The sequence below is a fragment of the Pseudacidovorax sp. genome (genome assembly GCF_017991995.1).
In the GTDB taxonomy this organism is placed as follows: Bacteria; Pseudomonadota; Gammaproteobacteria; order Burkholderiales; family Burkholderiaceae_C; genus Xenophilus.
The window spans coordinates 264,152-283,605 of record NZ_JAGOPN010000005.1 but is presented as its reverse complement, the minus strand read 5'-3'; the positions used below and the strand labels follow the sequence as shown (position 1 = coordinate 283,605).

The 19,454-nt window shown below is 67.4% G+C and carries 16 protein-coding genes and 2 tRNA genes; 16 read left to right on the top strand and 2 right to left on the bottom strand.

The features are described 5' to 3' along the window. Positions 1 to 21 precede the first annotated feature (21 nt). Positions 22 to 1,023: a tripartite tricarboxylate transporter substrate binding protein gene (locus tag KBC94_RS09395; RefSeq protein ID WP_294369091.1), complete on the top strand. Its 1,002-nt coding sequence runs from the start codon at positions 22 to 24 to the stop codon at positions 1,021 to 1,023. A gap of 56 nt (positions 1,024 to 1,079) precedes the next feature. Continuing rightward, a complete protein-coding gene (locus KBC94_RS09390) occupies positions 1,080 to 2,063 on the top strand; it encodes a tripartite tricarboxylate transporter substrate binding protein (protein ID WP_294369089.1) in 984 nt (327 codons plus the stop codon). A gap of 115 nt (positions 2,064 to 2,178) precedes the next feature. Here the strand turns inward: KBC94_RS09390 and KBC94_RS09385 are convergent, their stop codons facing one another. Continuing rightward, positions 2,179 to 4,161 carry a gamma-glutamyltransferase family protein gene (locus tag KBC94_RS09385; RefSeq protein WP_294369087.1) on the bottom strand — a complete coding sequence of 661 codons (1,983 nt, stop codon included), beginning with the start codon at positions 4,159 to 4,161 and terminating at the stop codon, positions 2,179 to 2,181. A gap of 102 nt (positions 4,162 to 4,263) precedes the next feature. Between KBC94_RS09385 and uvrC the strand changes: the two genes are divergently transcribed. From uvrC to KBC94_RS09355, 6 genes are all read left to right on the top strand, one after another. Beyond that, positions 4,264 to 6,273: an excinuclease ABC subunit UvrC gene (uvrC, locus tag KBC94_RS09380; protein WP_294369084.1), complete on the top strand. Its 2,010-nt coding sequence runs from the start codon at positions 4,264 to 4,266 to the stop codon at positions 6,271 to 6,273. A 74-nt stretch (positions 6,274 to 6,347) separates the two neighbouring features. Then, on the top strand, positions 6,348 to 6,923 hold the full coding sequence (gene pgsA / locus KBC94_RS09375) for a CDP-diacylglycerol--glycerol-3-phosphate 3-phosphatidyltransferase (RefSeq protein ID WP_017757575.1): 576 nt from the start codon (positions 6,348 to 6,350) through the stop codon (positions 6,921 to 6,923). Between the two features lie 219 nt (positions 6,924 to 7,142). Next, on the top strand, positions 7,143 to 7,415 hold the full coding sequence (locus tag KBC94_RS09370; protein WP_017757574.1) for an HU family DNA-binding protein: 273 nt from the start codon (positions 7,143 to 7,145) through the stop codon (positions 7,413 to 7,415). A gap of 13 nt (positions 7,416 to 7,428) precedes the next feature. Then, positions 7,429 to 7,504, top strand: a tRNA-Val gene (locus KBC94_RS09365). Between the two features lie 351 nt (positions 7,505 to 7,855). Next, positions 7,856 to 9,784, top strand: coding sequence for a SurA N-terminal domain-containing protein (locus KBC94_RS09360; protein WP_294369077.1), 1,929 nt, complete (start codon positions 7,856 to 7,858; stop codon positions 9,782 to 9,784). A 47-nt stretch (positions 9,785 to 9,831) separates the two neighbouring features. Next, positions 9,832 to 9,907 (top strand) — tRNA-His (locus tag KBC94_RS09355). 704 nt (positions 9,908 to 10,611) lie between these two features. On the opposite strand, the gene KBC94_RS09350 is transcribed toward KBC94_RS09355, so the two are convergent. Then, positions 10,612 to 11,247 (bottom strand): recombinase family protein, encoded by a 636-nt coding sequence (locus KBC94_RS09350; protein ID WP_294369073.1) that lies wholly within the window; start codon positions 11,245 to 11,247, stop codon positions 10,612 to 10,614. Between the two features lie 270 nt (positions 11,248 to 11,517). On the opposite strand from KBC94_RS09350, the gene KBC94_RS09345 reads away from it, so the two are divergent. The 8 genes from KBC94_RS09345 (at position 11,518) to KBC94_RS09310 (ending at position 19,445) form a co-directional block, all read left to right on the top strand. Further along, positions 11,518 to 12,207, top strand: coding sequence for a hypothetical protein (locus KBC94_RS09345; RefSeq protein ID WP_294369071.1), 690 nt, complete (start codon positions 11,518 to 11,520; stop codon positions 12,205 to 12,207). A gap of 92 nt (positions 12,208 to 12,299) precedes the next feature. After that, a complete protein-coding gene (locus KBC94_RS09340) occupies positions 12,300 to 12,896 on the top strand; it encodes a hypothetical protein (RefSeq protein ID WP_294369068.1) in 597 nt (198 codons plus the stop codon). Between the two features lie 199 nt (positions 12,897 to 13,095). Further along, on the top strand, positions 13,096 to 15,135 hold the full coding sequence (locus KBC94_RS09335) for a hypothetical protein (RefSeq protein ID WP_294369065.1): 2,040 nt from the start codon (positions 13,096 to 13,098) through the stop codon (positions 15,133 to 15,135). Positions 15,136 to 15,323: 188 nt separating this feature from the next. After that, on the top strand, positions 15,324 to 15,851 hold the full coding sequence (locus KBC94_RS09330; RefSeq protein ID WP_294369062.1) for a hypothetical protein: 528 nt from the start codon (positions 15,324 to 15,326) through the stop codon (positions 15,849 to 15,851). After that, positions 15,848 to 17,101, top strand: coding sequence for a type II secretion system F family protein (locus KBC94_RS09325; RefSeq protein ID WP_294369060.1), 1,254 nt, complete (start codon positions 15,848 to 15,850; stop codon positions 17,099 to 17,101). Before KBC94_RS09330 ends, KBC94_RS09325 begins: the two co-directional genes overlap by 4 nt. Continuing rightward, positions 17,098 to 17,487, top strand: a complete 390-nt coding sequence (locus tag KBC94_RS09320; RefSeq protein WP_294369058.1) for a hypothetical protein — start codon at positions 17,098 to 17,100, stop codon at positions 17,485 to 17,487. The genes KBC94_RS09325 and KBC94_RS09320 overlap by 4 nt, the downstream gene beginning before the upstream one ends. Further along, entirely contained in the window at positions 17,478 to 17,693 is a 216-nt protein-coding gene (locus KBC94_RS09315) for a hypothetical protein (RefSeq protein ID WP_294369054.1), read from the top strand. The genes KBC94_RS09320 and KBC94_RS09315 overlap by 10 nt, the downstream gene beginning before the upstream one ends. Before the next feature lie 39 nt (positions 17,694 to 17,732). Continuing rightward, complete coding sequence (locus tag KBC94_RS09310) at positions 17,733 to 19,445, top strand: ion transporter (RefSeq protein ID WP_294369051.1); 1,713 nt, start codon at positions 17,733 to 17,735, stop codon at positions 19,443 to 19,445. Positions 19,446 to 19,454 lie beyond the last annotated feature (9 nt).

Here is a 19,454-nt window from a genome sequence, read left to right as displayed (position 1 = left end):
GACGACAACGGAGACAAGACCATGACGACGACCACCTTCCCCGCCATCGCCCGCCGCCGCATCGCGGCCGGCATCGGCACCGCGCTGCTCTGCGGCGCTGCCGTCCCGGCCGCCTGGGCCGAGGACGCCTACCCCAGCAAGCCCATCACGGTGGTCGTGCCCCAGGCCGCGGGTGGCGCCAACGACGTCATTGCCCGGGTGGTGGCGCAGCGCCTGTCCCAGCAGCTGGGCCAGACTGTGCTGGTGGACAACAGGCCCGGCGCAGGTGGCACCGTGGCCACGGCAGCGACGGCCCGTGCCAAGCGCGACGGCTACACGCTGCTGCTCACGGCCGACAGCGCGCAGGTGACGAGCCCGGCGCTCTACCGCAACCCGGGTTTCGATCCGGTCAAGGACTTCGAGCCCATCGCGCCCATTGCCACCGCCGGCTATGTGCTGGTGGCCAACCCATCCTTTCCGGGCCAGAACATGGCCGACCTGATCCGGCTGGCCAAGGCGCAGCCGGGCGCGTATTCGTACGCGTCGGCCGGCAACGGCACGCTCAACCACCTGATCGGCGAGATGGTGCAGAAGGCCGCAGGCATCAAGCTGCAGCATGTGCCCTACAAGGGCTCGGCGGCGGCCGCGACCGACGTGGTCGGCGGGCAGGTTCCGCTGTCGGTGCAGAGCCTGCCCTCGGTCATCGCCTTCATCAAGTCGGGCAAGCTCAAGGTGCTGGGCGTGGTCAACCCGCAGCGCATCAAGGCGCTGCCCGATTCGCCCACCATCGGCGAGACGCTGCCGGGCTTCGGCCAGGCACCGTGGTACGCGCTTTTCGCGCCGGCCGGCACGCCCGTGCCCATCGTCACCCGGCTGCAGGCCGAGGTGAACAAGGCACTGGAAAGCCCGGACGTGCTGGAGAAACTGGCCAGCGTGGGCTGCGAGCCTTTCAAGGGCAGCTCGGCCCAACTGGCCGCGCTGGTGCAGTCGGACCTGCGCAAGTGGGCGCAGATCGTGAAGGACACGGGCGCGACGGTGGATTGACGCCGCGGCCGGGCGTTCCGGCCGCCCAGTAGCCAATCAAGAACATGGAGACACGCATGCACCTTACCCGCCAGCGCTTCCTGGCTGCCGCTGCAGCCGCCTGCCTGCTGCCCTTGCCGCTCGCCAGTCTGGCGCAGGGCGCCTATCCGTCGCGGCCGATCTCGCTCGTGGTGCCCACCGCCACTGGTGGCACCACCGACCTGTCGGCACGCATGCTGGCGCAGCCGCTGGGCGTGGCGCTGGGCCAGTCGCTGGTGGTGGAGAACAAGGGCGGCGGCAACGGCGCCATTGCCGCCGCCTTCGTCAAGCGTGCGGAGCCGGACGGCTACACGCTGCTGATGCAGTACTCCGGCTACCACGTCATCACGCCGGCGGTGAGCAAGACGCCCCTTCCCTGGGCGCAGAAGGACCTGCGGCCGGTGGCCAACGTGCTCTCCGCGCCGCAGATCATCGTGGTGCGGGCCGACCTGCCCGTGAAGACGATGGCCGACTTGGTGGCCTACGCCAAAGCGCATCCGGGCAAGCTGAACTACGCCTCGTCGGGCAACGGCTCGTTGCAGCACGTGACCGGCGCCATGCTGGAGCAGCAGGCCGGCGTGCAGATGGTGCACGTGCCCTACAAGGGCACCGGCCCGGCCCTGCAGGACCTGCTTGGCGGGCAGGTGGACCTGACTTTCGGCACCGCGCCGCCCTTCATGCCGCACATCCAGGCCGGCAAGCTGCGTGTGCTCGCCGTGACCGGCGCCAGCCGCCTGCCCAGCCTGCCGGACGTGCCCAGCACCGCGGAAGCGGGCTTTCCGAAGCTGGATGCCAGCTCATGGTTTGCGGTCTTCGCACCCGCGGCCACGCCGGATGCGGTGGTGCAGAAGCTCGCGGGCGAGATCGGGCGGGTGGTGAACACGCCCGCCTTCAGAAAGCTGGCGCAGGACCAGGGCGCGACGGCGGACTTCCAGGATCCGGCGCAACTGGCCGCGCGGGTGACGGCCGACCTCGCGCGCTGGTCGCAACTGGCGAAGACGGCGCGTATCGAGGTGGACTGAAGCCGAGGGAAGCGCGCAATCGCCGCTGAAGGAAAAAAGGGCGGTGCCATCGGCACCGCCCTTTGTTCTGGGGAGAGGCCCGGCTAGCGCCGGCGCCTCGTGCGCATCCCGCGCATCATGGCGTGAAGGTGTCGCCGAGCACGATGCCTTCGCGGCGGGGGTCTGCGCCGCCGCTGAGCACCGTCTTGCCGTTCACCTGCGTGCGGACCACCGTGCTGATGCCGCTGGACTGGGCGCTGACCGAGACCGTGTGACCCAGGGTGCGCAGGCCGGTCACCAGCGGATCGTTGGCACCGTTGCTGGTGGCGTCGATGTTGGGATGCTCGCCGCCCACGTTGGTGGTGGCGGAATTGGATGCGCCGAAGTCCACCATCGACGTGGCCTGCTGCGCGTCCAGCTTCCAGTCCAGGGCGCCGACCAGCGTCTTGACCACGTACTGGATGATCGTGCCGCCGCCGGGCGAGCCGGTGGCCATCACGAAGTCGCCGGGCGCACTGCCGTTGAACACCATGGTCGGGGCCATCGTGCTGCGCGGGCGCTTGCCCGGTGCGACGCGGTTGGCCACGGGCAGGCCGTTGCTGTCGGTGGGCGAGGCCGAGAAGTCGGTCAACTGGTTGTTCAGCAGGATGCCGCGCGCCATGTGGTACGAGCCCATGGACGACTCCACCGTGGTCGTCATCGTGACCACGTTGCCTTCCTTGTCGACGATGGTCAGGTGCGTGGTGCCGTTCTCGGGCGTCTTGTCGATACCCAGTGGCACGGGGCCCAGGTCGCCGGCCTGCGCCGTGCCCATGCTCTTGGTGAAGTCGATCAGGTTGGCGCGGGTGCGCATGTAGGTCTTGTTGAGCAGCGTGTCCGGGCTGTTGCCGGGCAGGGGCACGAAGTCGGTGTCGGCCACGTACTTGTCGCGGTCGGCATAGGCCAGGCGTTCGGCTTCGGAGACCAGGTGCACGCCCATCACGGTCGGCTTGCCGCCTTCAATGTCGACGGCGGTGGGCGCATGCAGCGCCATGTTGAAGTTCTCGAGGATGCCCAGCGTGGACAGCACGCCGATGCCACCGGAGGAGGGCGGCGACATGCTGCAGATGTAGTAGGTGCGGTAGGTCACGCACACCGGGTCGCGGCGCTTGGGGCGGTAGTTCTTCAGGTCGTCCAGCGTGGTCAGACCCGGGGTGATCACGGAGCCATCGATGCCGGCGGTGATGCCGATCTTGGCGACGATGTCCTGGGCGATCGGGCCGGTGTACATGGCATCGGCACCCTGCGAGGCCATGGCCTTGAGCACGCCGGCATAGGCCGGATTGGTCAGCGTGGCGCCCAGGGGCTTCGGATTGCCGGAGGCGTCGAGAAAGTAGGCGGCTGCCTCGTCGTCGCGCTTGAGGTTGGAGGCCGAACCCGCGATGGCTGCGGCCATGCGTCCACCGATCTTGAAGCCGTTGGTGGCGAGGTTGGTGCCTTCGCCGAACAGGTCCTTCCACGCGAGCTTGCCGTGGTCGCCATGCGCGAGTTCGAGCATCCGCATCACGCCGGGGGTGCCGATGGAACGGCCGCTGGCGCGGGCACTGGGCTTGGGCGTGGTCTTGTCGGCGTCGCTGATGTAGCGCAGGTAGTCGGCCGTGGCTGCGGCCGGGGCCGTCTCGCGGCCGTCATAGGCTTCGACCTTCTTGGTCTTGGCGTCGAAGTGCAGCAGGAAGGCCCCGCCGGCGAGGCTGCTCGACTGCGGCTCCACCAGGCCGAGCACGGCCTGCACGGCCACGGCCGCGTCGACCGCGCTGCCGCCTGCCTTGAGGATGTCGCAGCCGGCCTTGGTGGCCAGCGGGTGGTTGGCGACCACCATGTAGGTCTTGGCATAGATGACCTTCTTGCCCGGCACATAGCCGGACGCCGGCTCCGGCGCGGCCGGGTCGCCCTGCAGGCCCGAGCCGACCACCACCGGCGAACCGCTGGCTGCGGTCTGGCAGCTGGAGTCGTGCGCCTGGGGCGCAGAAAGGCCCCCTTTTCGTTGCAAGGTCGTCTCTCCGCAGGCGGCGGCACAGAGGGCAAGCGTTGCGGCGACCGACGCGGCAAATGCTCGACGGTGGGTTGGATCGACTTTCATGCAGGCTGACCTGTCTCGTTGGTGGGTCAGAAGGATCATGCCCGGTCCGGGGGCGCGATGGCACGCGCCCGCAGGGTGAGGTGCCGGGCCACAATGGTGCCCATGTCCGAGGTGCATTCCGAACAACTATTGGCCGAGGTGGCCGCGCTTCCTTCACTGCCGGGGGTCTATCGCTACTTCGACGCCGCCGGCGCCGTGCTGTACGTGGGCAAGGCGCGCAATCTCAAGCGCCGCGTCTCCAGCTACTTCCAGAAGAACCATGGTGGCACGCGCATCGGCCACATGGTCGGAAAGATCTCTCGCATGGAGACGACGGTGGTGCGCTCCGAGGCCGAGGCGCTGCTGCTCGAGAACAACCTGATCAAGACGCTCAAGCCGCGCTACAACATCCTGTTCCGCGACGACAAGAGCTACCCCTACCTCAAGATCACCGGCGTGCGCGATCGCGATGGCAGCGACGGGCTGACACCGGCCAGCATCCCGCGCCTGGCCTATTACCGTGGCGCGACCGACCGGCGACACCGCTACTACGGCCCGTACCCCAGCGCCTGGGCGGTGAAGGAGTCGATCCAGCTGCTGCAGAAGGTGTTCAAGCTGCGCACCTGCGAGGACACGGTCTACGGCAACCGTACCCGGCCCTGTCTGCTCTATCAGATCAAGCGCTGCAGCGGTCCGTGCGTTGGGCATGTGGCGCCGGCCGACTACGCGCATGACGTGGCCAACGCTGAAGCCTTCCTGCGCGGCGAGACGCAGCAGGTGCTGGCTGAACTGGAGGGCCGCATGATGCAGCACGCCGAGCGGCTGGAGTTCGAACAGGCAGCGGAGCTTCGCAACCGCATGTCGGCCCTGTCGCGCGTGCTGCACCAGCAGTCGGTGGAGATCGTGGACGACAAGGACGTCGACATCCTGGCCGTGAAGGTGCAGGGCGGCAAGGCTTGCGTCAACCTGGCCATGGTGCGCGGCGGCCGGCATCTGGGCGACCGGGCCTATTTCCCCGCGCATGTGGAAGATGCCTCGCTGCTGCAACAGGACGTCGCCGCCGACGACGACGGCGGACCGGCCGAAGGCGTGGACGAAGATGCGCAGGTGCCTTCGGTCGAGCGTCAGGTGCTCGAAGCCTTCATCGCCCAGCACTACATCGAGGCGCCGGCGCCCGCCACGCTGGTGCTGGGCGAGGTGGTCGGGCGCGAGCTGATCGAGGCCATCGCGCAGCAGTCCAGTCAGCGTGTCACGGCCGTCTTCCAGCCCCGGTCGCAGCGGCGCCTGTGGCTGGAGATGGCGCAGAAGAATGCCGACATCCAGCTCGCCCGCCTGCTCGCCGAAGAGGGCTCGCAGCAGGCCCGCACGCGCGCATTGGTCGATGCGCTGGAGCTGGCGCCGGACGACCTGACCCAGTTCCGCATCGAGTGCTTCGACATCTCGCACACGGCGGGCGAGGCGACGCAGGCCTCGTGCGTGGTCTTCGAAGCCCATGCGATGCAGAACCGCGAGTACCGCCGCTACAACATCGAGGGCATCACCCCCGGCGACGACTATGCCGCCATGCGCCAGGTGCTGATGCGGCGCTACGGCAAGATCGCCGAGGCCATGGCTGCCGAGGCCCAGGCGCCTGCGCCGGGCGATGGCGGCGGCGCGGATGCACCGCCCGGCACGGCGGGTGCGCGCATGCCCGACCTGGTCCTGGTCGATGGCGGCAAGGGCCAGGTGTCGATGGCCCGCGAGGTCTTCGTCGAGCTGGGCCTGCCGCTGTCTCTGATCGTCGGCGTGGAGAAGGGCGAAGGCCGCAAGGTGGGCCTCGAGGAACTGGTCTTTGCCGATGGGCGCGAGAAGGTGTACCTGGGACGGGATTCGGCGGCCCTGATGCTCATCGCCCAGATCCGCGACGAGGCGCACCGCTTCGCCATCACCGGCATGCGCGCCAAGCGCGCCAAGGTGCGTGTGGGTGGCAGCCAGTTGGAGGACATCCCGGGCGTGGGCCCGAAGCGGCGGGCCCGGTTGCTGCAGCGCTTCGGCGGCATCCGCGGCGTGGCGGCGGCCAGCGTGGAGGACCTTGCCTCCGTCGACGGCATTGCGCGTGACCTGGCTGAGGAGATCTATCGCGCGCTTCACTGATCCCCGCGCGCACGCGGCCTTATGACTGCATCGGCAGCGTCAAGCGGGTGGTGACCTCATGCCACAATCTCCCGATGTTCTGGACCCTGCCCACCATCATGACCTGGACGCGCATCGTCGCGATTCCCCTGATCGTGGGCGTCTTCTACCTGCCATTGCCCGAAGGCATGCGCAACCTCATCGCCACGGTGATGTTCATCGTCTTCGCAGCCACCGACTGGCTCGACGGCTTCCTCGCACGGCGCCTCAACCAGACCTCGGCCTTCGGCGCCTTTCTCGATCCGGTCGCCGACAAGTTCCTGGTGTGCGCTTCGCTGCTGGTGCTGGTGCACCTCAACCGGGCCGATGTGTTCGTGGCCCTGATCATCATCGGGCGCGAGATCGCCATCTCTGCATTGCGTGAATGGATGGCCCAACTGGGCGCTGGCAAGAGCGTGGCCGTGCACATGATCGGCAAGGTCAAGACCACCGTGCAGATGGTCGCCATTCCCTTCCTGCTCTACCAGGGCATGCTGTTCGGAACCATCGACACGGGCCTGTGGGGACGTTGGCTGATCTGGGCCGCCGCGGTGCTCACCGTGTGGTCGATGGTGTACTACCTGCGCAAGGCGATCCCCGAGATCCGCGCGCGCACCGAGGCCCGTGGCTGAACTACTTTGTGAAGTTGTTGTGCAATCTGTTTGCAGATGATGGCAGCGCGGCCACGGCTTATTGACACTCCTTGACCGCATGGTTGTAATCGGCCGCTCGGCCGCCAGGGCCGATGTCCTCGGAACCGCCTCCCTCCCTGTTCGACGACCACGGCGCATGCCCCCGGAGGGTCTGCTCGCGCTTCCGATTGCTGATCAACCTTCCGCCAAGAGGCCCTTGTGAACAAGACCGAACTGATCGAACACATCGCCAAGAACGCCGACATCTCCAAGGCTGCGGCCACGCGGGCGCTGGAGTCGACGCTGGGTGCGATCCGCACCACGCTGAAGAAGGGCGGCTCGGTGTCGCTGGTCGGCTTCGGCACGTTCGCGGTGGGCAAGCGGGCGGCGCGCACGGGGCGCAATCCGCGGACCGGAACTGCGATTAAGATCAAGGCCGCGAAGGTTCCCAAGTTCCGTCCCGGCAAGGCGCTCAAGGACGCACTGAACTGAATCGAACCATCGGGGGTGCTTAGCTCAGTTGGTAGAGCGGCGCCCTTACAAGGCGTAGGTCGGGGGTTCGAGCCCCTCAGCACCCACCACCCCGATTGATGCGAAGGCCCGGAGCGATCCGGGCCTTTTGCATTGTTAACGCGAAACCGCACTCCCGCTTGGGTTTGCGTGGCACCTCGTCTTCGTGCGGCCTCGTCGCATTGGCGTTTGTCGGCGGCAATGCGCGCAGGCGCCGCAGCTAGAATCCGCCCGCCGGTTCGACCAGCCGGCGTCAGGGCAGGTGCTGCAAGCAGTCGTACAACAACATCTCTTGCCAGCCAAGGTCAGGGATCGTCCCCGAGCATTCACCCCCTCCGTGACCGGTGGCGGACGTCATGTTCGCCTTTGTTTCTCGTCGTCTCCGCGGGCGCTGTGGCGTCCGATCCTAGAGGTGTGCAGGCATGTTTGATTTCTTCCGCAAGTACAACAAGATCGTGATGATCGTCCTGTTCTTGCTGATCATTCCCTCGTTCGTGTTGTTCGGCGTGCAGAACTACACCAACAACGGCGACCGTGGCGACGTGGTCGCCTCCGTCGATGGGCAGTCGATCACTCGTACCGAATGGGAGCAGCAGCATCGCAACGAGACCGACCGGTTGCGCCAGCAGATGCCCAGCCTCGACGCTTCGGTCTTCGATTCCGACGCTGCGCGCTATGCCACGCTGGAACGCATGGTCCGCAATCGTGTGCTCACGGCGGCGGCCCTCAAGACCCACATGACCGTGTCCGACGGCCGCCTCACCCGTGTCTTCACCGAGGATCCTGGGCTTGCCAGCTTCCGCGACGACAAGGGCAACTTCGACCGCCAGCGTTTCATCATGGCCACGGGTCGCACGCCCGAACAATTCGAGGCTGCGGTGCGCGCGGATCTCTCCACGCAGCAACTGCTCGGCGGCGTGACCGGCTCGGCCGCGCCGAACCCTGCGCTGCTCGACGTGCTGAGCAATGCGCTGCGCGAGCGCCGCGAGGTGCAGGTGGCACGTTTCGGGCCCGCCGACTTCGCCGGCAAGGTGTCCGTGTCCGATGCCGACCTGGAGTCCTATTACAAGAGCCACACGAGTCGCTACCAACTGCCCGAGCAGGCGGATGTCGAGTACATCGTGCTGAACATGGATGCCGTCAAGAAGACCATCGCTGTGCCCGAGGCCGACCTCAAGGCCTACTACGACCAGAACAAGGATCGCTTCGGCACCAAGGAAGAACGCAAGGCCTCGCACATCCTGATCGCCGCGGGCAAGGATGCACCGGCCGCCGAACGCGCCAAGGCCAAGGCCCGCGCGGAGGAACTGCTGGCCGAGGTCCGCAAGACGCCGGCTAGCTTCGGTGACCTGGCCAAGAAGAACTCGCAGGATCCGGTGTCTGCCGCGCAAGGCGGTGCACTCGACTTCGTGACCCGCGGTGCGATGGTCAAGCCTTTCGAGGATGCGATGTTCGCGCTCAAGAAGGGCGAGATCAGCAATGTGGTCGAAACCGAATACGGCTACCACATCATTCGCCTGGACGACATCAAGCCGGCCGTGGTGCCGCCCTTCGAGCAGGTGCGTGCCCGTATCGAGGACGAGATTCGCGGCCAGCAGGCCTCGCAGGCCTTTGCCAAGCAGGCCGAGGTCCTGTCCGACTTGGTCTACCAGCAGGCCGACAGCCTGCAGCCCGCGGCGGATGCGCTCAAGCTGCAGATCCAGAAGGCACAGGGTGTGGGTCGCACGCCCGTGCCTGGCGCGCAGGGTCCCCTGGGCAACCGCAACTTCATCAATGCACTGTTCGCGGCGGACACCCTGGAGCGCAAGCACAACACCGAGGCCATCGACCTGGGCGGCAACCAGCTCGCAGTCGGTCGCGTGACGCGCCACGTTCCGGCGCGCACGCAGACCTTCGACGAAGTGAAGGCGCGTGTACGCCAGGAACTGGTCGCCGAGCGCGCGGCAGCGGCCGCCAAGACCGAGGGTGAGGCCAAGCTCAAGGCCTGGGAGGGAGCTGCGGCCGGTGCCGTGCCTGCCGGTCTGGGCCAGCCCATCGCCGTGTCACGCAACGACAACGCCAGCTCGCAGCCGTCGGCTGTGGTCGAGGCGGCCCTGCGTGCCGATCCCGCCAAGCTGCCCGCGTGGGTCGGCGTGGATCTCGGTGCCGAAGGGTATGCCGTGGTGCGCGTCAACAAGACGCTGCCGCCGGCCGAGGTGCCCGCGGACCAGCGTCAGCAAGAGCGGACGCAGCTTTCGCAAGCCATGGCGGGCGCGGAGGCCGAGGCCTACTATGCGATGCTCAAGGACCGCTTCAAGGCCACGATCAAGGTGCCGCATCCCTCCGGCGCTCCTTCAGTGGTCGTGAACTGATTTTCGTGAGAGTCGGGATTTTTCCGCTATACTCCGAAGTTCTCTCGGTGGCTGTAGCTCAGTTGGTAGAGTCCCAGATTGTGATTCTGGTCGTCGTGGGTTCGAGTCCCATCAGCCACCCCATCGAATACGTATAGAACACGGGCACTTAGGTGCCCGTTTCTGTTTTCGGTCAGCATTCCCTGCGCACGGAGGCGTTGCGTTGGATTGCAAGCCGCTCCCCTCCTCATCTCGCGCACCACACGCCGTTTATGCCGTGGCATGGGGCGGTTCCAGCTTCCAGATCAGTGAGCTATGCCGGCGGGTTCGCCTTGCGCGCAATGCGCATCCTTGACGAGCTATTTGAAGCGCTGTCATCCCTCGGGCCAAAGACGTCTTGTCACCAAGCAGTCCAGCGCAATCATTAACTTATTTGATTTAGATCAAGTACAGAACGCGGGCCGTCGGCTACCGGCCCCGTATTACGCTCGACTGAAATTGCCGGTGCTCAAAGAATGCGCCGTCTAATGGGTCGGCGCATTTGCAACGGCAGAGCGTCGGCAGTTACCGATGACTTTCGAGCGCACTGACGTGGCGTGCGCTGTGGCCGTACGCGCAGACTCGGCGAGGTCCAACGTCCGTCATTTGCGGCGTTTTGCCCGGTTCGCACGCGAATCACGCCTGTATCGTCCACGGACCTTCCGGGGCGCGTGGACGGCCATCTTCGAGATGCTCCAATGCCGCAGACCATTGTTCTGCCGTCAAGGCGTACCCCTTCGCCGCATATGACCGGCGCCGGTGGGTAAGTGGTGGATGCTTGGCCTTTACCCCGGTCCCCGGGGACCGCTTCAGCAGTCCGGATAGTCGGGGGGAGGGGGCGCCGGAGTGAGCAGCGGCAGTTCCCCCTTCTTGGCGGCCCCAAGGTCGTCGAAGGATTCCAGGGAGCGCATGTAGCGCCGCAGCGTGCGGATGTGAACGCCGAACCTTTCTGCGAGGGCACCCAAGGGTTCCCGTCCCAGGTAGAGCGTCAGCTCGTCAAGCTGCTCGGCTGTGAGGGCGCGGGGACGCCCGACGTGCCGTCCCAGCCCGCGCGCGGCTTCCATTCCGGCCTTGGTGCGCTCGCTGATGAGCGAGCGCTCGAACTCCGCCAGTGCGCCCATCAGATGAAAGATGAGCACGCCCCCCGCAGTGCCGGTGTCAATGCTCTCGGACAAAGAGGCGAATTGAATCTTTCGTCGCCCGAGGGAGGCGACCACCTGGACCAGCCCGTTGACCGAGCGTCCCAGTCGATCCAGCTTCCAGACGACCAGGGTGTCGCCGGGTTTCAAGCGCCGTAGCGCTCTCGCAAGCCCAGGGCGGTCGAACACCGCGCCGGACACGCCTTGGTCCGTGTAGAGAACATCACAGCCCGCGCGCTCCAGCGCCCGAAGCTGAAGCTCAACACTTTGTTCATCGGTTGAAACGCGTGCGTAGCCAACTTTCATGATCCGGGTGAGGGGTGCGCACCCACCTTTGGGGCATGGGCGCGTCACTTGCCTGAGAAGTAGTTAACGAGTTGGGAGTCTAGGGATTGACAAAAGGGTACCCTTTTGTTTGCTTCATTTACAGCCCCTAAAAGAAAAGAGACAAAGAGTAAGAGACGTCACTGAGGGATGATTCTTAAGTATTAGGGCGTAACGGTACCCTTTTGTCCATCACGACGAATACGTACGCCGATACGGGGCGTCCGCCGCGCCCGGCGCATGGGGGCTGGCATGACGCCCGAGGTCGACCTGCCCCAACGGCTGAAGCCCGGCCGGTTCGACCGTTTCGGCCTTGATCGGCTGGAGCGGGAACTGCGCGAGATGCTCAACACCATCTGCGCTTACCGTGACGCGATCGGCGACTACGGCCTGGTTGGCGGCCGCGCCGACGCCTCGGCGAATGACGCAGCACATCCCCCCCAACGCAACGACGACATCCTCGTCCCCTCGCGCGACCTGCCGCCGCCGTCGGCGTTGCCCGAGCACGCGACCGAGGGCCCTCTGGGCGATACCGGTTGGGTGCTGCTCGGCGATGGGTGGCTGCTTCGCGCCCCGGACGGCTACCGCCTTCGCCTGAACATCTGCGAGCGCGCACTGCTGCTCGCTCTGGCGAACGCCAACGATCACGCGATCTCCTTCGACGCGTTTTTCCAGCTCATGGGCACGACCCGCGCGGTGTATGGGCAGAAGCCGCTTGCCGTCACCAGCAAGCGAATGATCCTCATGCGGCTCATGAAGAAGCTCGCGTGCTCCACCTCACCGGGCCCGCTGATGTCCGTGTACGGCTGGGGCTACCGCCTGCGTGCAAAGGACGAGTTGCTGCCTCAGCCCGAGCCGAGCAACCCGATCCTGGGCCGAGCGCCCTTGCGACAGCCCCATCGCGAGCGCCTTATGGCGGGCGACGGCTCCGCCGCCCGTTGAACGACGTTTGTCGTGTTCCTTCGCTGCGAACGCTCGCGTCTCCCATTTCCCCCCCCCCCGATCCCCCTTCCATTTCCGCGAGGAGAAACCTCATGAAACACCGTCTGACTGCCGCCTTTGTGTTGACGCTTGCGCTTGCCGGGACCGGCTGGGCGCAGTTGGCGCCCTCGGCCCAAGGGGCTGCGCCGGCCCCAGCGGCGCAGGAACAAAAGGCTGTCACTGTCGCGCTGACGCAACAAAAGGTCGTCAAGGACGAGAAGGGTCGCGACAAGCTGGTCGAGGCCGAAACGGTCAAGCCCAACGACGTGCTGGAGTACCGCGCGGTCTACAAGAACGTGAGTACGCGGCCGGTCAAGCAACTGGCCGCCACCATCCCGCTGCCCGAGGGGCTGGAATACCTGCCCACCTCGGCCCAGCCACGCAAGGGCGTGCAGTTCGCACCCGCCTCGGGCGCCTACGCCGCCGAGCCGCTCATGCGCAAGCTGCCCAATGGCCGTAGCGAGCCGCTGGCCTACAGCGACTACCGCAGCGTGCGCTGGTCCATCGACGAGCTCGCGCCGGGCGCCGAAGTCACGGTCGTTGCCCGCGCCAAGGTCGAAGCGGTCGAGCCGCCTGCGGCCACCGCCTCGGCGACCGCAGCCCCCAAACCCGCCGCCACGTCCCCCGCGGCCACCCCCGCCAAACCTTGATGCGTCCGGGGCGACCGACCGGGCGGACCCGGCGTCGTCACCCCTGTCGCGCCCCCAGTGCTGATCGGCAGACGCCCGTGGCCGTCCTGGCTGCTGGCGCCTGCTGATCTCACGGCCATGCACGAGTTCGGGCCCCGGGCTCGGCAGGGCAGCCCTTCGTCATTCCGACTTGCAAGTCAGCTCAGAGAGGAGAAATCACGTGAAATACAACAATCCACGAACCCCGGGGGCCTTCGGGCGCCCGGCGGCGTGGGGCAGCGCGCTGGCGCTGGCAGCCGTCTTCCTGATGGGAAGTTCGTCCGCTCTCGCAGCCGCCCCCGCCGCCAACTCGTCCATATCGAACCAGGCCTCGGCCTCGTACCTGGACACCAACGGCAATGCCCAGGTGGCCGCCTCCAACGTCGTGGTGACGACGGTGCAGCAGGTGGGCTCCTTCACCCTGGACGCCAAGGCGACCACGGGCGGACCGCTGGACATCGTCAACACCAAGAGCGGCGCGGCCGGTGCGGTCATCTACGCCCCGCACGTGCTGATCAACACCGGCAATGGCGCGGACAGCTTCAACATCTCGGTGGCCGGCTCGACCAAGTTCAACAAGGTCGAGATCTACAGCGACACCAACTCCGACGGCCTGCCCGACAGCGCGACGCCGCTGTGCTCGGGCACGACGGGCTGTACCGTTTCGACGGCACAGACGGTCGCAGGCAGCAACGGCAAGCTCAGCTTCGTCGTGGCCTACTCCATTCCGGCGACCGCCACCGGCAGCGGTGCCTATGACGTCGGCGACGTCACGGTCACGCCGATCACGGCCAGCACCTCCATGTACGCGACCTCGAACCAGAGCGTCAGCGTGCAGGACACCGTCTCGTTGACCACGACGGCGGCATTCAACGTGTCCAATGCCATCGGTCAGCCCGGCAGCGGGATCAACCCGCCCTCCGGCGCCTGGCCCACAGCCATCAACAACGGCAAGCGCTCCTCGTCCACATCGTGCGCGACGACCTGGAGCAGCACGCTCGCGTCGTCGGCCACGGGCCCGAGCGCTTTGCCGACCGTCTCCAACGCGAGCGTTCCGGCCGGCTCCTGGACCAAGTTCGACCTGTGGCTGACCAACAACGACAGCGCGGCCAACAGCTATGCGCTGTCGGCCAGCAGCACCACCGGCTTCCCCGGAACCCTGCCCTCGGGCTGGACGGTGAAGTTCGCCGCGGGTGCTGTTCCTGCCGACCAATGTAAGGATGCAACTGCCATCACCAGCACCGCTTCGGTCGCCGTTGGCGGCAACACCGAGGTCACAGCCTGCGTCTACGTGCCCGTCACGCAAGTGAAGGTCACCCAGGCCGTGTACTTCCAGGCCAAGGCGAACTCGGCTGCCTCCGATGGTTCCACGCCCGTGGACATCATCTACGACCAGGTGATCGTGACGTCCGCTGCCGACACCTTCGGCGCCTCGCTCACGCCCAACGGCGAGGGCCAAGTCGCTCCGGGCGGCTCGGTGGTCTATGCCCACCTGGTGCAGGCCACTGGTACGGCGACCTGCAAAGCTGGCGGCAAGGTCAGCGTCACTCTGGACCCGGCGGACGTGACTGCCGGCTGGACCTATGCGGTCTACATCGATACGAACGGCAACGGCCAACTGGACGCCGCCGACACGCTGGTCACCAGCGCCACGACGCTGCCGGACGTGGTACCTGGCACGCCGCAGTACCTGCTGGTCAAGGTGTTTGCACCCGGTGGTGCCGTTGCCGGCGCGACCGACATCGCCACCGTGAAGGTCGACTTCAGCGCAACCACCACCCCTGGCTGCGGCGCACCGACGGCAACTGACACGTCCAAGGTAGTGACTGGCCAGGTTCGTCTGTACGCCAGCCAGGCCAAGAACCCGAACGCCACCTGCGACAAGGCCGGCATCAACACCGCCCTGAACAGCCTGACCGCCAACGCGATCTCGGCCAAGCCCGGCGAGTGCATCGTCTATCAGCTCAAGGCGGTCAATGAAGGCACCTCGGTGCTGACCAACCTGAACCTGACGGACGTCGTGCCCGCGTACACGACGCTCACGACGGTGCAGCCGGACACGACCTGTGCGTCCACCAGCATCGCACCGCAGTTCACCAGCCCCACGGGCTGGACCTCGGCGACCACCTCGGTCACCTGCGGCAACGGCACCACGGCCACCACCGTGAACCCCGGCGGCACGGCGACGCTGACCTTCCAGGTTCAGATCAACAACCAGTAAGCAAGCCTGAGCGCGAACAGCTGCTGCCCGCCTGCCCTGCCGTGAAGCAGGGCAGGGCAGGGCGGCAGCCCGCCTCCAACGAAGGCTAAGCCGCCGGCCCGTCCGGCCGGCTTAGCCCTTCTCTGCGTGCTTTGGCAGCTCTGCCAGAGCCCGCAGAAAAGAAGCAAAACGCCCACCAGAACAAGACCGTGACCACCTCTCGCATGCCCAACGCCAGGATCCAGGACTGCCAGGCCCGTCCCGACAGCCATGCCCGACCCGACCGGCCCCGCCCTGGCTCGCCACGCCTTGCCGCGCTGGCGCTGATGTGGCTGCTGGCCCTCGGGGCCGGCCTGCTGTCGCTGGCACCCGGGTCCGCGCACGCAGCACAGCCCGCCGGCGGCACCGTGCTGCGGGTGATCGCCACGGCCACCTACATCCCCACAGGCCTCACGCAGACCGAGACCGTCTCCTCCAACCTGCTCACCGTGAGCGTCGCCTCGGTCGAATCGCTCACGCTCACGCAGGACCAGGCGCTCACCATGCCGGTGTACGAGATCCTGTCGATCAACGACGAGCTGGCCGACCTGATCGCCAGCGATGCGCGCCGGGCCGAGCTGCGCAAGGCGGCCGAGCGCAACGGCTTCCGCGACATCGAGTTCTGTGCCAGGCGCCGCGTTGCCGACGGCATGACGACGAGCGACGAGATCGTGCGATCCCTGGGAGTTGGACCTTGACCTGGTATTTCTATCGCGTGGTGGACGCGGCTGGCGCCGTGCGCTCGGGCACGCGCGCCTTCGAGCTGGGCGACCCGCAGTCGGTGCGCGAGGCCCTGGAGCAGGAGTACGAAGACGGCGCCGTCCTGTCGGTGCGGCAGATCCCGGCCGTGCTGGTGCAGTCGGTGCGCTCGGCCGGCAGCCTGTTCGGCAAGAAGCTCAAGGACCAGGACCTGGTGGTTCTGCTTCGCGACCTCGCCGTGCTGGCCAAGGCGGGCGTGCCGATCATCGATGCCGTGCGCACGCTCGCCGAAGACGCCGAATCCGTCGGGCCCGCCTGCGCGGCCGTGGCGTCGCGGATGCTCGCCGACCTGCGTGCCGGCGCCACGCTGGGCGAGGCCTTCGACCGCCAGCCCAGCGTGTTTCCGGAGCCGGTGCGCAACCTGATCCGCCTGGGCGATGCGACCGGCGCGATGGACCGCATGCTGCACGAGGCCGCCGATCACGTCGAGCGTCTGACGGCGCTGAAGGCCGACTCCAAGCAGGCGCTGATCTACCCGGCCTTCGTGTTCACAGCCATCTTCGGCGCGGCGGGCTTCTGGCTCTATTACGTGGTGCCCAACCTGGCGTCGCTGTTCAAGCAGTTCAGCATCAAGCTGCCGGCGCTCACGGTGGCGGTGATCGGTACTTCCGAATGGGTGTCGTCCAACGGCCTGCTGGTGTTGCTGGGCCTGGTGGCGGCGGTGGCGCTGGTGATGTTTGCCTGGTACACGAGCCACAAGTTCCGCCTGCAGGTCTACCGGGCGCTTCATGTGCTGCCGGTGGCCAAGCGGCTGATGTCGGCCGCCGGCATGGCCTTCTTCGCCGAGTACTTCTCGCTGCTGCTGAGGGCGGGGGTGGACATCGTGCGCAGCCTGACCGTGCTGGAGAACATCACGGGCGACCTGTACTACCGCGAAAAGCTCACGCTCGTGCGCATGTATGTGGAGCGTGGCGAGCGCGTGTCTGCCGCCATGCGGCGCGTGGGCGGGTTTCCGCCGCTGATGCTGCGGGTGATCGCGGTGGGCGAGGACTCGGGCACGCTGGACGACCAACTGCAGTACCTGGCCGGCGAGTACCGCACGCGCCTGGGCCGCGTGGTGGCCACGCTCTCGGAGATTCTCAAGCCGGTGGTGATCTTCATCGCGGGCGGACTGATGGCGGTGTTCGTGGTGGCGCTGGTGCTGCCGGTGTATGACCTGATCGGGCAGGCAATGGCGGTGCGGCGATGAACCGGGTGCTTCTTTCAGGGCCCCGCGCGGGCGCGCGCCGCCGGCCGACGGCAGGCCGGTGGCGACAGTCGGGCTTTTCGCTGCTGGCGGCCGCGGCGCTGGCGGCGCTGCTGGGCCTGCTGGCCTTCGTGGTGTACAGCCGATGGCAGGTGAACCAACTGGCCGCGGATCGGCTTGCGCAGGACCAGTTGCTCGACAAGGCCGATGCGGTCACCCGCGGCTTTGCAGCGCTGCGGGGCCGGCTGCCTTGCCCGGCCGCCACCTATGGCGGCCCGGAGCAGTGCGACGGGACCTTGGCCAAGGGCTGGTTCCCGGCCGAAGCGGCCACGCTGTTCGCCCCCACCGATGTGGCCGAGCGGCTCAAGGGGCTGCCCCGTTGCAGGTGATCGAGCGATGCCAGCACGGAGCGCACGCCACCTTCGGCCAGATCGTTGTCGGCCGGCGGGTGCCGCCCGCGTCCGACGCCGCAGCCGGCCACGGCACTGCGGCCGGACTGGCGCCGGGTGACGCCCTGACCCATCCCCTGGCGCTGCGGCTGCAGGTCTGCGACAGCGCCGGCTATGCGCTCGACGTGGCGGATCTGGCGCTCTGAGCGTCACTCAACGCGCGACGCCCCGCACGCTCTCCATCCATGTCCGCCATGCCCTCCATGACCGACGAGCCCAAGACGCCCGAGCCGCGTTCCTACCGCCATGCGGGCCGAGGCCCGGTGCCCGCCATCGTGGGCGACCGGGCGCGGCAGGAGGCCTCTGCCCTGAACCCGCGCCAGCGGTTGCGCCGGCTCCTGTGGGCCTGGCTGCTGGACCCGGGCAATGCCCGCAACCATCAGCGCCGCTTCGACCGCGCCATCGCATGGCTCATCGGCGCCAACCTGCTGGTGACCGTGTTCGAAGCGACGGCGGGCGTGCCGGATGCGGCCCGGCGCTGGCTGCACCTGTTCGACGCGATCTCGGTGGCGGTGTTCGCGATCGAGTACGCCCTGCGGCTCTACACGGCGCCGGAGGATCCCGCCTTCGCCGGGGCGGCGCGTCCGCGGCTGGCCTTCATGCGCAACCCCTATGCGGTCCTGGACCTCGTCGCCATCCTGCCCAGCGTGCTGCATGCCGTGGTGCCCATCGACCTGCGTGTCCTGCGGGTCTTCCGGCTCTTGCGCATCCTCAAGCTCTTCCGCTTCCTGGTGCCGGCCGTCCAGGAGTTCCGGCAGTTGAACGCGGGGCGCAGCCTGCGGCAGAAGGCCCACGCCCTGGTGTTTGCCAGCCCCTATGGCGGCCGGTTGCACAGCGCCTTCGATTTCGTCATCGCCGGCTGCGTGCTCGTCTCGGTGGTGGCGGTCATCCTGGAGTCCGTCCAGTGGGTCCATGACCGATTCCACCTCGAACTGGTGGCGGTGGACATCGCGGTGGTGGCGATCTTCACGCTCGAGTTCTGCCTGCGGCTGTATGCCTGCGTCGAGGAGGAAGGCCACGAAGGGCCGCTGCTCGGCCGGCTGCGGCAGGCACGCAGCCCGGGCATGCTGGTCGACCTGCTGGCGATCCTGCCCTTCTTTGCGGAAGCCTTCCTCAACTACGTGCTGGACCTGCGCTTCCTGCGCATCTTCCGGCTGCTGCGCCTGCTGAAGCTGACGCGCTACACCGACGCCACGCGCACGCTGGCCAAGGTGATCGGGCGGGAATGGCCGGTGATGGCGGCGGCGGCCTTCATCATGGTGCTGCTCGTCGTGCTGACGGCGAGCCTGGGCTATGTGTTCGAGCACGACGCGCAGCCCGACAAGTTCGAGAACATTCCGCAGTCCATCTACTGGGCGGTGATCACGCTGGCGTCGGTGGGCTACGGCGACATCACGCCGGTCACGCCAGCGGGCCGTGCCGTGACCATCGTGCTGGCCCTGATCGGCATCGGCATCTTCGCGATCCCGGCGGCGCTGCTGTCGTCGGCCTTCTCCGACCAGCTGCACAAGGAGCGCGATGCCCTGCGCCAGGAACTCTTCGAGATGCTGGGCGACGGCGTGCTTTCGGAGGAGGAGGCGGAAATCCTCAACCGCGAGGCCAAGCGGCTGCACCTGTCGGCCGAAGACGTGGAGGTGCTGATGCAGGAGGCCCGGCGCGCCCGGGAGATGGCCGCCGACCTGTCCAAGCTGCCGCTGCACATCATCGCGGCCGACCCGGCGCATGCGATCGAGCATTTCAAGTCGCTCGTGTGCGACATCCGAAAGCTCGGCCTCATGGCCGACCACGCGCGGTTCGCCGCCCTGGCACGGGCCGATGGCCGGCTCACCGAGGCCGAATGGCGGGCCTGGGCGTGCATCTGCGGCACGCCCGCCGACGGCGGCGGCCCGGCCGCGTAGCCGGCCGGA

Coding starts and splice junctions, on each gene's coding strand:
- pgsA (WP_017757575.1), top strand. CDS start 6,348: ATGTTCTGGACCCTGCCCACCATCATGACCTGGACGCGCATCGTCGCG.
- KBC94_RS09345 (WP_294369071.1), top strand. CDS start 11,518: ATGACGCCCGAGGTCGACCTGCCCCAACGGCTGAAGCCCGGCCGGTTC.
- KBC94_RS09340 (WP_294369068.1), top strand. CDS start 12,300: ATGAAACACCGTCTGACTGCCGCCTTTGTGTTGACGCTTGCGCTTGCC.
- KBC94_RS09320 (WP_294369058.1), top strand. CDS start 17,098: ATGAACCGGGTGCTTCTTTCAGGGCCCCGCGCGGGCGCGCGCCGCCGG.
- KBC94_RS09390 (WP_294369089.1), top strand. CDS start 1,080: ATGCACCTTACCCGCCAGCGCTTCCTGGCTGCCGCTGCAGCCGCCTGC.
- KBC94_RS09385 (WP_294369087.1), bottom strand. CDS start 4,161: ATGAAAGTCGATCCAACCCACCGTCGAGCATTTGCCGCGTCGGTCGCC.
- KBC94_RS09310 (WP_294369051.1), top strand. CDS start 17,733: ATGTCCGCCATGCCCTCCATGACCGACGAGCCCAAGACGCCCGAGCCG.
- uvrC (WP_294369084.1), top strand. CDS start 4,264: ATGTCCGAGGTGCATTCCGAACAACTATTGGCCGAGGTGGCCGCGCTT.
- KBC94_RS09395 (WP_294369091.1), top strand. CDS start 22: ATGACGACGACCACCTTCCCCGCCATCGCCCGCCGCCGCATCGCGGCC.
- KBC94_RS09350 (WP_294369073.1), bottom strand. CDS start 11,247: ATGAAAGTTGGCTACGCACGCGTTTCAACCGATGAACAAAGTGTTGAG.
- KBC94_RS09360 (WP_294369077.1), top strand. CDS start 7,856: ATGTTTGATTTCTTCCGCAAGTACAACAAGATCGTGATGATCGTCCTG.